We start from the raw sequence: 16310 nt of genomic DNA on the forward strand, positions 1-16310 counted from the left end.
TATCATAAATACTACTTAGAAATTATTTTGTCTTCCTTTTTTTGCTCTTTGACCAATTCGAATACAAAACATAACCATCAACCTTTTTGAAGGTTCTAATTTTAACATAATAAATTTTATTCTTTTTTAATTTTTTAATAAATTTAGAATGCTTTTTATAAGTAAGCGTCAACGTCTTTGACTTTTTAAAACTTTTCTTCAAAGAATATTTTATTTGGTACCCACTAACTTTTGAAACTTTTTTCCATAATACTTTTAACCCTTTATTTTTAGCAATAACTTTTGTAATTTTTGATGTACCAACTTTAATTTTTTTAAATTTAGCGCTAACCGTTTTATTACCTTTGACGCAAAATCTATATTCTTTTTTATCAGAAAGCTTTTTGTTTCCACAATACCAACCTATAAATTTGTAACCGTATTTTGCTGTAGCACTTATCTGAGCAAAATTTCCATATTGATAAACTCCACCACCTAATACTACTCCTGCTTTTGAGTTATTATTTGTAAGTTTTACTGTATAATATGCATTCATTGCATCTTTTCCACGCAAGTCTTTTGACGCTTTAAGAATCTTGCCTAGAGTTTTAACTTCATAATTTACACTTGATCCATCTGTAATTCCACTTGTTAATTCATCAGAACTAATTGATGGGACATCTACATCAATTGCTTTTCCGCTTTTAAGACTGATGTCAAAATAATTTATATCCCTACTATAATCTCCTTCCCTTGAACTGTATTCATTTATTCCTATATTTACAGTTCCATCTTCTCTTGCTTTAATAGAAATATTATAGTTCTCGTCAGGTGGTAAAATCACATATTTCTCACCGTTCTCATCTTTTCCTGAAACAATACTACTGCCATTTATCTTCTTTGGAGACTCGTTAACGATACTAGCAACTATATTTCCATCGCTATCCTTAACAGTAATATCCACTTTACAATTAATCCTAATTATTCTATATACTCCACTATTAAGTGTTATCTCTGTGTTTTCAATACTGTCGCTATAATTTTCATCCATAGAAGCTAACCAAGAATAGCATAATTCAGGATAATGCGCAGAACCTATTCTATCTATGTTACAAATTGCCGTAGTCAAATAGTTCGGATGACTTGATGCAACTGCCAAAAGTAAATCACCTAGATATATTCCCGCATTTTCTATTTCATTGCTATTAATTCCTTTTATTCCAGAATCTTTAACGGCTTGGTTTAACCAACCGGAAACTATCTTTAAAGCATCTTTTTCAGTACTAAACGGATTTATGTACTCGAGTAGAAAATCAGACCAATTATTTTTTATTTGGTTAGTAACACTTTCAGTAAATTTTTCTGTTTCGCCATCTTCACATCCAAACATTACCTTGCATATTTCTCTGATTCCATTTTGATATTTGCTCACATAGTTTTCTCTTGAAATTATAAATTCCGTACTAATCTTCTTTATATAATTTTCTAAAAACTGACCTTGACTCATATTATTTTCTGAATCATTCTGTATTATCGTAAAATCCTCTCCACTAAATATTCCAGTTTTAAGTTTGATTTTTTTCATTTGGAAATCATCTATTGTATATGATTTTGTATTATCTAATGTATTGTAAATACTGCTCATTTTATCTTTCTGTGAAGAATACGATGCCGTCGTTCCTTCATTTGGTAAATAATAATCAATTCCATATCTAGAAAAACCCAGTTTTTTTGGAGCAACATAAGGAACTGGGTCATTTTTGTTTACAATATTAAAAATATTGTTATAAACACTTTTTCCATCAACATCACTAGCCAATGCTCCAGATGGAGGTTCAAAACAATATGTATATATGTCTTCTTTATTGTATGTGACACTACTACTTATTGTACTTGAATTATCCAGTTCCCCACCAACCAAATTGGCTGTTGCTCCAGCTCTGGAATATCCCGTTATCCATAATTTAACTTTGCCTGTTATATTTTGATTGCTTATATATTTTTTTAAAAAAGCAATTACATTATTTTTTGCTGTATTAAATCCTACATGTTGACCACTACTTCCTATTGTAAAATTACTGGCCCATTCTTTTTCGTATCCACCACCTCTTATTGCTACAGCAATTAATGTATAATTTTCCTCTCCTACTTTTATACTTTTGTTTCCTGCTATTACCCCTATTGAATCAGTCGTTGGTTTTGTTTTAAACCAATCATTAGTTTCAATGGTATTGTCTGAGACTCCTATTATTGAATTAAGCATATACCTGGCATTTTTACTTTTATTCTCATAATCATTAACTTGTCCGGCTCCAAAAGCAGATACAGCAAAACACAAAGACATCGTTGCCAAACTTGCATTATAATTGTAAGAACTCTCATTAAAATAACTGTCTTTATAATAACATCTTTCTGTGTAACCATTATCATATGTAAATTCTTTAGAACCATCTAAAATATCATCAGAAATGTCATCGAATGCAAATTCCAATTCTTCTGGATATATAACATCATAATATCCGGCATTTTGAATATCCTTCATAAATCTTCTTGCAAATAACAAGTCTTTACCAGTTGCATGATGAAAAAAACCTAAAGTATATATCTTAGACTTAGTTATACTTTTTGCTGTTTCATAACATTTATTTGCATATTCATAATTTTCATAGTCCCCATAAATATATTGACCAGAATATGAATATGAACCAGATTCCGGCAATCCATCAGTACAAAGAATTATGTTTTTCTTTGCTTTATCATCTGCATCATTTAGTAAATCATTAGATTCTCCCAATGCATCTGTAATATTAGTTCCACCATATGCCTCTAGTGCTTCTATCTTGTTTTCAAGAAGTGCATAATCATTAGTGAATTCTTGTATTACACTTGACTCTGTGTTAATTTCTACTATTGCCACATAATTTTCGCCCCCTGCTTTCAATGCAGAATCACAAAACTTAAGTGCAGCAACTTTTTGTTTTTCCATAGGCGTACCATACATACTACCTGAACCGTCGAGAATTAAAACTGAATACCTTTTAGAAGTTTCAGCTTCAATTTTTTCTTGATAATTAATTCCTGAAATTGTTAAAATACATGAAAGTATTAATGCGATAATTCTTTTTAATTTTTTCTTTTTACTTAACAACAAATCTTTCTCCTCCACTATATTTTTCATACAATATTTTTGTTGATGAATCTATACAGAATGCCGGCCTTACTCCTGCACTGTCAAATGCATTTTGTGCTGTTAACCTATTTTCTCCCGTATAAACGTAATTTAAAGATACTGCATAATTATCCGGTGTTCTTAGCATCCACGTGATTGGTTTTCCATCTAACAAACATAATCTATTATGATAGTTCTCAAAATACTTTATTTCTTCACCCTCTATGACATCATACTCTCCACTTAAACATAGTTCTTCAAGTGAAAGTAAAAATACTTTTCTGTTAATTTGATTACAAATATTTTCAGATTTACCTAACGCTTCCTTAGCAGCTATTGTAATGTCAATTGATTCTACCTTATCACTTATTTCATCTAAATAAGTTATGTATTCATTACTTAAGAACTGATCAATTTCACTGTCCTCATAATACGAACTGTAATCATTAAATCTACGTACTTCCAGCAAACATTCCTTTCGTAGCAACAAAGTTTTACCATCTTGATAATCACTCTGCAACACAAGAAATGGCACATACTTACCGTTTTCTTTAACATATACTTCGTATTCATCTTTATTATTATCATAGGAAATATCTGATATGGTTGCGTTATTTTTATCAAAACCACAAGAAGATAAGATAAACATCATAAGACAAATTAAAATACTTAGATAAGATACTTGAAATATTTTCTTCATTTTCTCTTTCCTCCATTTGAGCAAAACTATTCCAACAATTTGCACTTGCTCATTTATGTATTAGTGCAATAATGCATATTATAAACAATCAATTCAATAATACAATACTTGATTTTTATTTTATTCTATGTTATCGAAAACGTATCTCGTAAGTAAAACAGGTGTACAATTTTCAATTTTGTACACCTGCCGTCTGCAAGACTTCCGTCCAAAGGGACTGCTATCCACATAGGATCTACCTCTGAGAAAGAGTACACAATAAGATTTGTTCATGTTTACTAGGAATTACAGGCAATGCCTTATACTTTATTTATATTTTGAAGATGTAATATTTTCCTCTACTCACCATTTAAAATATTTTATTTTGAAAATTTATTAATAATGTTCATTATTTTTTCTCCTTGCTCTGAATCTATATCATAAAAATATCCAGACAAGATTATTTTTGTAGGTGTATTAATGACTAACTCCTCTGCATTATTATCACCACATATAACTATTTTTTATTCCAGCCTATGCTGTCAACTTTCATTTTATTATTTAATTTCAAACTATCTAGTGCTTCATACATTTCATCAAAATAATTCTCTTCAACGTCTGTAATATTTCCTGTATTTCCATCAACAATATAAATACGAGTTACATCTTCACGAGAAATATGTAATACTTTTGTATCGGTCATTTTTGAATAAAATATCATTCCCAACACAATAAGTATGACAATAGAACCTATTAATAAACCTACCCTTTTCATATATGCTCCCACCTTTATACTTTTGTTCCCTGCTATTTCCCCTATTAAATCAGTCTTCTTTTTATTTTTCTTTTTACTTAACAACAAATCTCTCTCCTCCACTATATTTTTCATACACTATTTTTGTGGATGAATCTATACAAAATGCTGGTCTTACTCCTGCATTATCAAATGCATTTTGCATACTAAGTTCATCATTAAATGTATAAACGTAAATCAATGAACCAAAAGATGTAACTGGTGTTCTCAACATCCACGTAACTGACTCACCATTCATCATACACATTCTATTTTTATATTCTTCAAAATAGTCTATTTTTTCACCCTCATTAACATTATATTTACAATCTTGACAAGACTCTTTTAATGAAGGTAAAAAAACCTTTCTATTTATCAACTTCGTTTCATTTCCTTCAATATTCAACGCTTCCTTAGCAGCTATTGTAATGTCAACTGATTCTACCTTATCACTTATTTCATCTAAATAAGTGATGTATTCATTACTTAAGAACTGATCAATTTCACTGTCCTCATAATACGAACTGTAATCATTAAATCTACGTACTTCCGGCAAACATTCCTTTCGTAGCAACAAAGTTTTACCATCTTGATAATCGCTCTGCAATACAAGAAATGGCACATACTTACCGTTTTCTTTAACATATACTTCGTATTCATCTTTATTATTATCATAGGAAATATCTGATATGGTTGCGTTATTTTTATCAAAACCGCAAGAAGATAAGATAAACATCATAAGACAAATTAAAATACTTAGATAAGATATTTGAAATATTTTCTTCATTTTCTCTTTCCTCCATTTGAGCAAAACTATCCCAACAATTTGCACTTGCTTGTTTATGTATTAGTGCAATAATGCATATTATAAATAATTAATTCAATAATACAATACTTGAGTTTTATTTTATTCTATAATACCAGAAACGTATCTCGTAAGTAAAATAGGTGTACAATTTTCAATTTTTGTACACCATTTGCCTCATAGTTTTGTAGTAAACTTATTTAATTTCTACAAGCTCTTCTTCATTAATGTAAACATTTCTTATCATACCTAAATCGATTAAATCATCAAATTGATTAGTGTATTGAACTTTGGTTGTACCGTTAAATTTACAACCGGATTTACTAAACATATTATCATTATTGCTAAGACTTTTGATAATGTTATCATTTTCGCCCTTTATAACAACATTCAAATCAGTCATTTCATTGTTTGTTAGAAGTCTTAATCCTAAAGGTGAAACATATAAAATATTATCATTATATTTATATTTTCTACAATTATCACTAAATTTTAAATCGAAAGTATATTGTCTATATTCGTTATTAACCTTTTCTTTAGTATCAATTATTTTAATACAATTATTTAAATCTATATTTTCTAAATCATTTGTGCTAATGTCAAATGATGCATAAACAAATAATTTATTATTTGCATATTCTGCATACTTATTAAACGTCCCCGATGCTTCATATTCAAATATAAATCGTCCGTCTTTTCCAAATGATTTTATGGTCTTATTATAGTCATTTATATTAGATTCAACTTTGTTACCATTTTTATCGCAAATTGAGAATACTAAATACCCCAATTGTGTATTCTTTTCGCATAAGCTTTCTTCTAGAGAAATAATATAATTATCAATTTCTATTTTCTGATTTCCCTGTGTTAATATTTTTTTAACAATACTTTCCTGATTTGCATTATTTGAAAAGAAAAACTGAAATAAACTTTTATTTAAATGAGTATGTATGACTATATTTGATGCCAAAATTAAAAGTATTATTGTAACTAAAGCAATCACTATCTTTTTCTTCATTGTTTAAAACTCTTTCTTATATATTATAATATCGCTCTTTTATGGTTAGGGTTATTTTTTAAGTATTATTATATTTAATGATTTTACATATAACTTACTTATTATGTGCACGACTGCAATTGTATCATGCTAAATTTAAGATAGCAATATATAACTTTATGGTATCCAATGCTCACTTTACTTTTATGAGTCACATTCAGCTCGATTTCGCTTCGCTTCATCTCGCTGATGCGGCATTCGCCGCATCAAAAAAACATCATATATAACGTCTTGTATGCAAGCATACAGACCGTTATATATGATGTTTTTTTATGTGACTCATTGCTTACGCACAAAGAAAAGTACCACCCCAGGCAATTTAATGTCCGAAACGGTACCCGCAAGTGCGCCTCCAGGGATGCGGTTGTCCTGTGGACAACTCTGCCCTTGGCAGAAGCATCGACCGAAATGACAATTGAGACCTCGAACCCTGCACACCCTGAAAGCCCTAGGGCATTTTATATCAGTTTATTAAGCATTATTTTGTGTTATAAAAATACCCGCAATCCCTTTGTTTATCTGGCATTGCGGGCAATATGAAACTTTATGGTATTTTATAATAAAATGTAAAAAGTTCAAGTGTTTGTGGGAAGGATTTTAGGTTTTTATTCATTTTCCTTATTAGTTCCTAATATCAGACGTCCATTATCCATAAAGCATACTCTGTCACATAGAATATTTATATCCTCCTTTGTATGACTCGCCATAATAATTGTTTTTCCCTGTTCTTTTAATGTCAGTAACAGTTTTCTGATTTGTTTTACTCCATCATTATCAAGTCCATTGAACGGTTCATCAAGAATTAACAAATCCGGATTATCAATAATTGCCTGTGCTAATCCAAGCCTCTGGTTCATACCAAGAGAAAACTTTCCAACCTTCTTTTTACTATCAGGATCCAGACCAACCAACTCAATTACTTCCCTGATTCTTTGTTTATTCACTTTTGAGTTAATGGAAGAAAGAAACTCAAGATTTTTGTATGCCGTATAATTTGGCATAAATCCCGGTGTCTCGATAATAAATCCGAGATTTTCTGCAAACTTATCCTTTACTCCCACTTTCTGATTATTCACTAGAATCTCCCCCTCTGTTACCGGAATAAATCCACAAATACACTTCATCAGCATTGTCTTTCCCGAACCATTTCTTCCTACCAAACCACATATGCTTCCTTTTTCTACACTTAAATTAACTTTGTCAAGAATTAATGCATCTTTTATATTTAATGTCACATTTTTCACTTTTACCATTTCATTCATTATCGTTGCCTCCTGTTATCTATGCTTATACCCTTTGTAAATTTTGCACTAACCATTACAATTGCCATAAGTATTAAACTTCCACCTATTAATACGCTAGTTGCATATAAGAATGTAGGATTCCATTGGTTCACTCCTGTTATCACTGACAATTTCATCAACGACACTGGTGAAAATCTATATAAACTGTCACTAAAGAAATTGTATATTGCCAAATCTCCAAATATAATCATTGCTGCTAACAATACTCCCACCTGATTTTTTAACAGATAATTCAAAGCAAATACCAACATTCCAATAAACCACAAAAGTAATGTACATAAAAAAATAGTTTTTGCAGTTGCTTCAATAGGCATATAATTCTCTACTACCGTCTGGTTGAAATCATGTATACCAAACTGTTGTGCTGCATCAGTTCTTGTTAAGGTAAGTATTGCCTTTCCCCAACTTGTGCCAAATTCAATTTTAGTTCCGAAATTTATAATGGTAAAAACATACATTGATAACGTATATAATGCAGAATAAGATAACATAAACAATGATTCACCTATTATCCATGATTTTTTCCCGCATCTTGCTACCAGAAAAAGATATCCATTACCTATAAATGGAGCATCGCATACTAGAATAAGGTATCCCAATAAAATTATAATTGGAAACACTATGTCATTCATCAATATGGGATACAAATATGGCTCAATACCAATTCCCACTGCTTTTAAGAAATCCATAATAGGTTCTTCATAGGCTCTAATATACAAAAACATTATTAAAAAGATAATTAAAGTTTTTATATTAATAATCTTTGAAATCATTTGAAATTTCCATACTGCATATATCTTTCTAATATTTTTCATATACCAATTTTCTCCTTAATCCTTTTCTAAACATAAACTGCCCTGCAATGATAATTAATATAAGAATTAATAATATTATTGTTTCAGTTTGCCAAAATGACTTTCCAATCTCTTGTCGTCCAAACAAATAGTAATCAATTCGCTGATTATATGGTATATTTATAATTTTAGAAATTTCTACGTAAATTCTATATATAAGGTATGGCGATACCATAACAAAATACTTATTTGTTATCAACGTGGACATACATATAGCAATTACGGATGCCAATGCTCCCACTATAAAATAAAGAGTTGCCATTATTATAATATATTTTATTCCACTATGAGTATTCAGTGTATATCCATAATTTGCTGTCGTTTTAAGATTTTCTAGTAACTCTGGATTAAGCAATGATACATTATGCATCTTTATGGATATCACATACAATATAAATCCAACTATTGCAATACTTCCTCCTGAAAGTGTTGCAAGAGAAACGTACAGTCTTGCATATTTTTTTAGCCCGCATTTTCTAACCATCCACGGAACAATTCCCGCTTTCCATTCCTCGCAGAAGCGTAATCCAAATCCTGCTGTAGATACTATATTTATCATTTGAATATACATTCCAAAATATATTGCATCCAGAAGAGTGCTTATAATATCCCATTCTTTTGCAGTTACACTCCAATGATAAGAAGAAAACATCATAGGTATTCCTGTATCTAGTTGAAACAATAAAAAAATACAGGCAACACACAAACAGAATCTTACATTGAATACAATTTCTCCATAGTTTTTAATTTCTCTTTTCAACATTATCGTAACACCTCTCCTGTTACGGCATCCACCATGTAAATCTCTTCACCATTATCGTCATCTTTATTTTTTTGTTCAAGCTTAACCATAACATCAAATATCCACACCGGTCGTATTTCTATTTTCTTATTGTCTGATGTACTAATCATTACATATCTAAATTGTGCATCTTTAATGGTCTTTTCATCTGTAAGTATAATTGACGTCAAATCATCTTTTAATGATTTTAATGCTTGTGCCACTGTTACTATTTCATCTTCCTTTCTATTCTTTACTTTAATAACACTACTGAAATCAACATACACAAAACCATTCTTATTATATATTATTGTTATATAAACAGGATTAATGTTTTTTCCATTAGACAACTCCATAGTCTCACCACTATTTATATTTATCCCATCCAATGACAATTCTGCTACAACATAATATGCATCGTCTTTTTTTCGCCAATTTTTTTTCCATTGTTGTTGTTCTTTATACTCCTCACGTATCATCTCATCACTACTTTTTTCCGCTTCCTCAAAATATTTATTTTGTATACTATTTAAATAATCACTTGTAAGGGATCTAACATTAAAATTTCCTACAGAAAAACCTGGTAAGATTTCTTTTATTCTTTTTTCTATTTTTTCATCCAATTTCTTTTTTGAAAGAAAACTTAGTTCATCTTCGGTACCTAGGTTTGTCGGCATATTATTCACATCCCATGCATCTGAATCATAGCCAAGAAATGCTCTATAATAATCACTTTCCTTTGTTCTTCCATTTGTTCCTTCTATTGTGGAATATATATATAACCCATTTTCTGATGTTAACTCTTCCATATCCGAGTCATCTTCTCGCTCTTCTTTCGTTATACTAGTTTTGCTTTTGTCTTTATCGAAAAATATATCTTTTATTTTTTTCACTGGTACTGACGTATATTCAACCTCATAAGAATTATAATTTTTTCTGGGAATATTATCTGCTTTAAAATCTGCCACCAATTTGTCATCTAACTTCTCTCTTTTCCACTCCTTTTGAGCCTTATTATAATTATTTGAAGTCTTACTATTATTGTTACACCCACACACAAACATACTTGCTAATGCAATTATCAAAAAGATGCCTACTCTATTTATTTTTAAATGCATAACCTTTCTCCTTTAATATTTTCAAATGCATGGGATATATATCCCATGCACCCACCTAAAATTTATATGTAATAAAAATATTTCAAAGCTTATGGAAGCCACACACCTTGCACTTTTAAACTAGAATAATCTCCGCTACTATCAATTTGTCCCACTAAATGATACTTTGTATTTTTATATCCTTTTGCCGTATATGGCAATTTATACTTCTTAATTTTCTTAATTAGTGTATAATTTGTTACTGCCGCATTATTAGATGCCTTTCTTACACGGCATCCAAATACATCACCTGATAAAAAATTACTGTAGTTCGTATCCTTCAATGTAACATATGCATTTTGTTCATTATCTTCTTTTGCATAATTAGCTGTCTGCTTTTTTAGTTCTTTAGCTTTAAAATCGAATTTAAAAGACTGGTTTGCCGCAAAAACTCCTGTACAACCTAATGACATACATAACGCCAATGTTAACGCTGTTACTTTTCCTATTTTCTTTCTCATTTTAAATTCCTTTCTTCAATTAATCTGTTTTCCCTATAAATATTTCTTATGTTTTTCAACGTTCCCAATAATAGTGTCAATGCAACTAAAATAATAAAGACTATCTCGCTTGATGCCATTGTTAAATTAAGCTTATAGAAAACTGCATACAGGACAAAATCAACAGCAATCATTCCATATATTATCTTTTTATTTCGCTTAATCTGGTACTTCTCCAATGGATGGTTTGAATTAATCAATGGTGAAAATACTATTATCACTATAATTGACAGTATCCCGAGTATTTGCATAACAATATTTACATATAAGTTTTCTGCACAATGAACCAACACTATTGACAGACCATATACTCCTATCGAACATAAAAAGCAAACCTCGCTTCTTTTACAATGATATCCTCCTGCAAGCATTCTCAGCGGTATAAAGAATAAAATGAAAGCCAGCATGTGAAATAATTCTCCTGACAATATGCTTATCAATAAACATGTTAATAAGATGCTTCCATTCAATATGATAACCTCTACTGCATACAGATAAATCTCATATGACTGAATATCTAACATTTTATTTTTTATTAATAAGAATGTAACATCTTCCGCTAAATGTTTAAACACTCTTATTTACCTTATGGCAACTCTTTTTTGTCTGCTTTTCTTTCAAAAGTTGCATAGGCATTTTAGGCTCATAAAAGCAGAAAATGGATGCTGATTCACTTGACACTTTTGCAACAGACTTTAAAATCTTACCGACTAATTTCTTGTTTTCTTTCATTTGTTTTCATCTCCTTTCATCATTTTAATTTTGTCCTTGAGTTTACCCCATAGCAATACTTTTGATTTCTGTATTGCTATTACAAATAGTATCAAAAAATATCCCACAAAACGAAAAATGGATTTTTTTGCTATTTTTTTGGATTATTTTGCAAAAAAAAATTAACTCTGGAATGAACTCCAGAGTTATCTTTTTTTGTTTAATATCATAATTTTTGTAATTACTTCGTCATCTTCTTTTATCATTTGATATGTTCCATCATACTTTTCTAAAATACTTTTTACATTTTTCAATCCAATTCCATGAAACCTCTTTTCTTTTTTTGTAGTCGAAAGTTTATCAGGTAATTTGCCCTTATATGAATTAATTACTTTTATGATTAGTAATTTTTTTATTTCCTTAACAATAATTTCAATACGTTTCTCACTTTGTGTTTCACATGCCTCTATGGCATTATCAATTAAATTCCCAAAAATACACACAAAATCTATATCTGAAACTATGCATTCCGGTGGAATTTTAACATTAACTGAAAAGTTTATCCCCTTTTTTTCTGCCAAATTTTGTTTTGTGTTTATAATGGCATCTACCACTTCATTACCTGTTTTTATGTAATAAATCTTCTGCGCCAGAGTCTCACTTTCATTTTCAATAAAATCTTTTAATTCTTCTATTTTTCCTTCATCTAACCAGTGTTTAATTACCAATACTTTATGTTTATAATCGTGTATGCTACTTCTCCATAAATTAAAGGTCTGTTCCGTATTTTTCTCAGCTTTTACATTCATTTCATTTTGTAATTCCAACAAAGCTAGCTCCTGTTTTTGTTGATAATTTTCCGCTAACTTTAATACCAAATCAAACATCACGATTATCATTACAATTGAAAAGAAAAAAAAGATAACCGAAAATAACCTTATATCCTGACTGTCGGATACTATACTTTTTTCAATAGTATAGTAATCTAAAGCAACTAATATAATTGCAATAAAACATATTACAACTATATACTTTTTAGGAATGTCTACTTTTTCATAATTATATTTATAAATTAAGTAAATTAAAATGCATAATATCAACTTACTAATGAAAACGCATCCACAACGTTCTAAACTTTGCTCGTTAAGCAGATAACTTGTCTTTACCGACATAAGGATTCCACCCATTTGTGCAATAACAAAATCAATTGCCGAATCTATTACCGCATAAATTAAAGTCGATAATATCAGTAAGTTATATCTCTGCCTGTATATAATACACTGTAGCGAAAACAACATAATAATTCCCAATATTCCATTAATAAATGAAAACAGCTCCATTTTGTTTACTGTCATAACCATAATGGACGCTAAACAGGAATATACAAATATTCTCATTTTACTATTTTTATCATTAAATGATTCATTTTTTATAAAAATTTTTACTAAAATACAACACAATATAGTTTCCACTAATGTTGCAAAATATTCTACGCTCCAATATAATACTATCATACTCTTCTGCTCCAATAACTTGATATGGCTTCTTTTACTTCTTTTATTCTTGGTCTGCTGACAATCAATTTTGTTCCATTATCCAATGTTATATCGTGACCTGAATATTCATCTATATATTTCACATTAACAATACAACCACTATGTATTTGGATAAAATCTTCATCATTCAATTCACTATAAAGTTTCTTTATGGTTTTTCTTCCTACAAGATTTCTTTTTTGATTACCGTTTGTAAATACACTCATCCTTCTTGCATATACTTCAAAATACATAATACTTGTATGTTTTAAGCGGACTTCTCCATCCTCTGTTTTAACTACAATGCTTTTAGCATTTTCACTGGAAATTCGTTTATATGCTCTTTTCAGTGAATATTCAATTTCTTCTTCTATTTTATTTTTCCTAATATATTTGAATGGATTATAATCAATAGATTCAAACACATACTGTTCATGTGCGGAAATAAAAATAAGTATAATATCAGACCCTGCATTTCGTATTTTTTTTGCGACTTCAAGACCGGAAATATTTGGCATGTCTATGTCTAAAAATAAAATGTCAAAGTCTTCTTTGCTGTTACAAATCAAATCTACCACTTCATTCCCATCCATATAAAGATAAGTTTCTATTGTAATGTTTAAATTATTTGCAGCTTTAACCAATTCTTTCTGAATAATATCTAAAGATGCCTGTTTATCATCACACACTGCAATATTCACTATCATTGATTTCACCCCCAACCAGTATTTTTAGATTACAATTCTGTATTGTAACAGAGAATACAATAAAACTCAAATTTGTCTAATTATGCAAATAATTTATTTAATGTATTCTTTTGCTAACATAAAAACAACTAACGCAACTCCAATCCCCCCACTTATTAATATCAGCACATAATTTCTTCTAACTATATCTTCAACATTCACCATCACTTTTATAATGGCATAAATCACCAACACAACCATTGCACCCATAACTAAATTGATTTTCCATAAATTATTTATTACATCTCCAAAAATAATTATTGCCAGTAATTCTGTTAATACAACTATAGCTGCGTTTCTATCTAATACTTTATTTCTAATCAGCTTTACGATTTTTATAACTAAAACCATTATTAACATAACGATCAACAAAAGCATTATTGTTATTCCAACATATGCCAATATTTTCACACCGTCTGCCATGTTTTTGTTACCTATATTACAATTTATTTCAAATCCGACAATGTTATATGCTTTTTTAATTAATCTAATTACTCTAATAAATATATTTTTAATCCAATTACCAATTTGAAAAATGTCTTTTTTCAAAACACTATTTCTATATGCAACGCATAACGAAAATACAATTCCATATGTAAGTAATATAAAAATCAATCCCTTATACTTTTTCTCCATTTGGTTTTCTGTTTTCAATTTTCCCATCAGGACTTGTTGACTTACTTCTTTTTGTAAGTCCTGCTTTCTTAATTCAAGTTTTTTCTCTTTTTCTGACAATTTTATTTCTTTATTTTCAAGTAATTTCTTTTGCACCTTGATTTCGTTTATTATTGCGTTGTTATCTTCTCTTTGCCTGTCTGTCTGTTCTTTTATTTTCATTGCTTCTTTCATCATTTCTTCTGCTTTCCTCAACTGCAAGTCGCTCTCGCTCAAGCTCTCTATTTTCTCGTTCAACAATTTTATTTTCTCTGCTTGATTCTGAATCTGCAATGATGCTTTCTGCAATGTCCGTTGCAGTTTTAAGTTGTCTGATGATTGTTTCTGTATCTTTGCTTTCTGCGTTAATATTGTTGTTTCCATCTGCTGTAACTCCGCTGTCAGTTCTTCTGCTAAGTCTGCCAGCTCGTTCATTTTTAATTTTTCTGATTCTGTCATCTATCTTACTACTCTCCTTCCTCATTCTTCTTTTGATTTCAGCAATTGCTGATTCTGTTGTTTTAATGTTTTGTTCTGTTCTATTAATTTTCTGTTCTGTATCATTAATGAATCTACCTGTTGACTCAACAGACTGTTTTCCTGATTCAGTTCTTCCATTAGGCTCAATGTATCCCCTACCTTTTCTATCACTGCCAATACTTCCTTTAACTCTTCCAACTCTTTCATATATCTGTTCAACCCTTTCCTTTAATATTTTTGTTATTTCAGCAATGCTCTTCTTAATCTGCATTACCAATTTATTTGATTCCTTAACTTTTCTGTTATACTCACATCTGTCTGATACTTTTCCCTTTTGTTCCATTTGTCTTGCTGCATAGCCTTCATGAATTGTAGGTTCAATATCTAATCCCTGCTCTTCAAAACTTCTATGATCTATTTTTTGTTCCTCTATAAGAAATTTATTGCAATAATCAGCCCAGTTTTTTCTCCATTCCTTAAGCTGTTCTTTTGAATTCCATTGATTTTGAATCACATCAATTCTTTTCCAAAGTTTTTCTTCGCCCTTTCCTTTTCTGATTCTTACCTTTTGTTTTCCATTTTCATCAAGCAATGGTATTTTGTTTCCATTATCATCACGTGCGAACTCTGTCTTTCGCATATTTGACCAACTTCCATCTTTATTAAATGCTCTCATTGTACACATACAATGCACATGATGATTTCCTTCTTTTTCATGATATGCCCAGTCTGCTGCCATTCCTTTATTTACAAAATTCTCCTTTATAAATTCCCGCATTCTTGAAATTGTCTGCTCCCGATTCCACTCATTGGGAACTGCTATTTCAAACTCTCTTGCATACTGACTGTTTCGTTTATTTTCCCTTTTTTCAACTGCATTCCATAAAGTTTCTCTATCAGCCAAATCTTCAGGTGCATTTTTAGGTAAGAGTACTTCTGCAAATACAACTTCTTCTTTTCTTGTATAGTTAAAAGATAAACCAAGTCTTGCATCCTTTAATTTTTGTCCTGAAATATATGCAGCTGACGCAACAACACATTTTCCAATACTTGATTTAATTATTCTTGTTGTAAAATGATATATTGCCATATTTACACCTCCATCC

16 protein-coding genes are annotated in these 16310 nt (G+C 30.0%); all 16 read right to left on the reverse strand.

The features are described 5' to 3' along the window. Nucleotides 1-22: 22 nt before the first annotated feature. The gene (locus tag H8S00_RS07500) at nt 23-3157 is read right to left on the reverse strand and encodes a VWA domain-containing protein (RefSeq protein ID WP_186840344.1); all 3135 of its coding nucleotides are present in this window, start codon (nt 3155-3157) and stop codon (nt 23-25) included. Next, nucleotides 3117-3848 (reverse strand): DUF6273 domain-containing protein, encoded by a 732-nt coding sequence (locus tag H8S00_RS07505; protein WP_186840345.1) that lies wholly within the window; start codon nt 3846-3848, stop codon nt 3117-3119. Before H8S00_RS07505 ends, H8S00_RS07500 begins: the two co-directional genes overlap by 41 nt. A 496-nt stretch (nt 3849-4344) precedes the next feature. Continuing rightward, nucleotides 4345-4689 (reverse strand): hypothetical protein, encoded by a 345-nt coding sequence (locus H8S00_RS07510; RefSeq protein WP_186840346.1) that lies wholly within the window; start codon nt 4687-4689, stop codon nt 4345-4347. Next, nucleotides 4676-5407 carry a DUF6273 domain-containing protein gene (locus H8S00_RS07515; protein ID WP_186840347.1) on the reverse strand — a complete coding sequence of 244 codons (732 nt, stop codon included), beginning with the start codon at nt 5405-5407 and terminating at the stop codon, nt 4676-4678. The genes H8S00_RS07510 and H8S00_RS07515 overlap by 14 nt, the downstream gene beginning before the upstream one ends. 214 nt (nt 5408-5621) lie before the next feature. Further along, nucleotides 5622-6443: a hypothetical protein gene (locus H8S00_RS07520; protein ID WP_186840348.1), complete on the reverse strand. Its 822-nt coding sequence runs from the start codon at nt 6441-6443 to the stop codon at nt 5622-5624. 644 nt (nt 6444-7087) lie between these two features. Further along, on the reverse strand, nt 7088-7744 hold the full coding sequence (locus H8S00_RS07525; RefSeq protein ID WP_118024952.1) for an ABC transporter ATP-binding protein: 657 nt from the start codon (nt 7742-7744) through the stop codon (nt 7088-7090). Beyond that, a complete protein-coding gene (locus tag H8S00_RS07530; protein WP_118024953.1) occupies nt 7744-8601 on the reverse strand; it encodes a hypothetical protein in 858 nt (285 codons plus the stop codon). The genes H8S00_RS07525 and H8S00_RS07530 overlap by 1 nt, the downstream gene beginning before the upstream one ends. Further along, the gene (locus tag H8S00_RS07535) at nt 8588-9403 is read right to left on the reverse strand and encodes a hypothetical protein (protein WP_186840349.1); all 816 of its coding nucleotides are present in this window, start codon (nt 9401-9403) and stop codon (nt 8588-8590) included. The genes H8S00_RS07530 and H8S00_RS07535 overlap by 14 nt, the downstream gene beginning before the upstream one ends. After that, nucleotides 9403-10539: a hypothetical protein gene (locus H8S00_RS07540; RefSeq protein ID WP_118024955.1), complete on the reverse strand. Its 1137-nt coding sequence runs from the start codon at nt 10537-10539 to the stop codon at nt 9403-9405. Before H8S00_RS07540 ends, H8S00_RS07535 begins: the two co-directional genes overlap by 1 nt. An 89-nt stretch (nt 10540-10628) precedes the next feature. Further along, nucleotides 10629-11039 carry a hypothetical protein gene (locus H8S00_RS07545; RefSeq protein WP_118024956.1) on the reverse strand — a complete coding sequence of 137 codons (411 nt, stop codon included), beginning with the start codon at nt 11037-11039 and terminating at the stop codon, nt 10629-10631. Then, a complete protein-coding gene (locus H8S00_RS07550) occupies nt 11036-11653 on the reverse strand; it encodes an accessory gene regulator ArgB-like protein (protein ID WP_118024957.1) in 618 nt (205 codons plus the stop codon). Before H8S00_RS07550 ends, H8S00_RS07545 begins: the two co-directional genes overlap by 4 nt. Further along, on the reverse strand, nt 11646-11810 hold the full coding sequence (locus H8S00_RS07555) for a cyclic lactone autoinducer peptide (protein ID WP_118024958.1): 165 nt from the start codon (nt 11808-11810) through the stop codon (nt 11646-11648). Before H8S00_RS07555 ends, H8S00_RS07550 begins: the two co-directional genes overlap by 8 nt. A gap of 185 nt (nt 11811-11995) precedes the next feature. Continuing rightward, on the reverse strand, nt 11996-13303 hold the full coding sequence (locus H8S00_RS07560; RefSeq protein ID WP_118024959.1) for a sensor histidine kinase: 1308 nt from the start codon (nt 13301-13303) through the stop codon (nt 11996-11998). Beyond that, a complete protein-coding gene (locus H8S00_RS07565) occupies nt 13300-14031 on the reverse strand; it encodes a LytR/AlgR family response regulator transcription factor (RefSeq protein ID WP_118024960.1) in 732 nt (243 codons plus the stop codon). Before H8S00_RS07565 ends, H8S00_RS07560 begins: the two co-directional genes overlap by 4 nt. Nucleotides 14032-14124: 93 nt before the next feature. Then, on the reverse strand, nt 14125-14922 hold the full coding sequence (locus H8S00_RS07570) for a DUF6040 family protein (protein ID WP_118436609.1): 798 nt from the start codon (nt 14920-14922) through the stop codon (nt 14125-14127). After that, on the reverse strand, nt 14867-16294 hold the full coding sequence (gene mobQ, locus H8S00_RS07575) for a MobQ family relaxase (RefSeq protein ID WP_158573370.1): 1428 nt from the start codon (nt 16292-16294) through the stop codon (nt 14867-14869). Before mobQ ends, H8S00_RS07570 begins: the two co-directional genes overlap by 56 nt. Nucleotides 16295-16310 lie beyond the last annotated feature (16 nt).

It is taken from the genome of Eubacterium segne, assembly GCF_014287775.1.
GTDB lineage: Bacteria > Bacillota > Clostridia > Lachnospirales > Lachnospiraceae > Eubacterium_G > Eubacterium_G segne.

What these genes read in the sequence shown, in the direction of transcription:
- H8S00_RS07500 (WP_186840344.1), bottom strand. Translation starts at nt 3,157, where the DNA reads ATGAAAAATATAGTGGAGGAGAAAGATTTGTTGTTAAGTAAAAAGAAA.
- H8S00_RS07505 (WP_186840345.1), bottom strand. Translation starts at nt 3,848, where the DNA reads ATGAAGAAAATATTTCAAGTATCTTATCTAAGTATTTTAATTTGTCTT.
- H8S00_RS07515 (WP_186840347.1), bottom strand. Translation starts at nt 5,407, where the DNA reads ATGAAGAAAATATTTCAAATATCTTATCTAAGTATTTTAATTTGTCTT.
- H8S00_RS07520 (WP_186840348.1), bottom strand. Translation starts at nt 6,443, where the DNA reads ATGAAGAAAAAGATAGTGATTGCTTTAGTTACAATAATACTTTTAATT.
- H8S00_RS07525 (WP_118024952.1), bottom strand. Translation starts at nt 7,744, where the DNA reads ATGAATGAAATGGTAAAAGTGAAAAATGTGACATTAAATATAAAAGAT.
- H8S00_RS07530 (WP_118024953.1), bottom strand. Translation starts at nt 8,601, where the DNA reads ATGAAAAATATTAGAAAGATATATGCAGTATGGAAATTTCAAATGATT.
- H8S00_RS07535 (WP_186840349.1), bottom strand. Translation starts at nt 9,403, where the DNA reads ATGTTGAAAAGAGAAATTAAAAACTATGGAGAAATTGTATTCAATGTA.
- H8S00_RS07540 (WP_118024955.1), bottom strand. Translation starts at nt 10,539, where the DNA reads ATGCATTTAAAAATAAATAGAGTAGGCATCTTTTTGATAATTGCATTA.
- H8S00_RS07545 (WP_118024956.1), bottom strand. Translation starts at nt 11,039, where the DNA reads ATGAGAAAGAAAATAGGAAAAGTAACAGCGTTAACATTGGCGTTATGT.
- H8S00_RS07555 (WP_118024958.1), bottom strand. Translation starts at nt 11,810, where the DNA reads ATGAAAGAAAACAAGAAATTAGTCGGTAAGATTTTAAAGTCTGTTGCA.
- H8S00_RS07560 (WP_118024959.1), bottom strand. Translation starts at nt 13,303, where the DNA reads ATGATAGTATTATATTGGAGCGTAGAATATTTTGCAACATTAGTGGAA.
- H8S00_RS07565 (WP_118024960.1), bottom strand. Translation starts at nt 14,031, where the DNA reads ATGATAGTGAATATTGCAGTGTGTGATGATAAACAGGCATCTTTAGAT.
- H8S00_RS07570 (WP_118436609.1), bottom strand. Translation starts at nt 14,922, where the DNA reads ATGATGAAAGAAGCAATGAAAATAAAAGAACAGACAGACAGGCAAAGA.
- mobQ (WP_158573370.1), bottom strand. Translation starts at nt 16,294, where the DNA reads ATGGCAATATATCATTTTACAACAAGAATAATTAAATCAAGTATTGGA.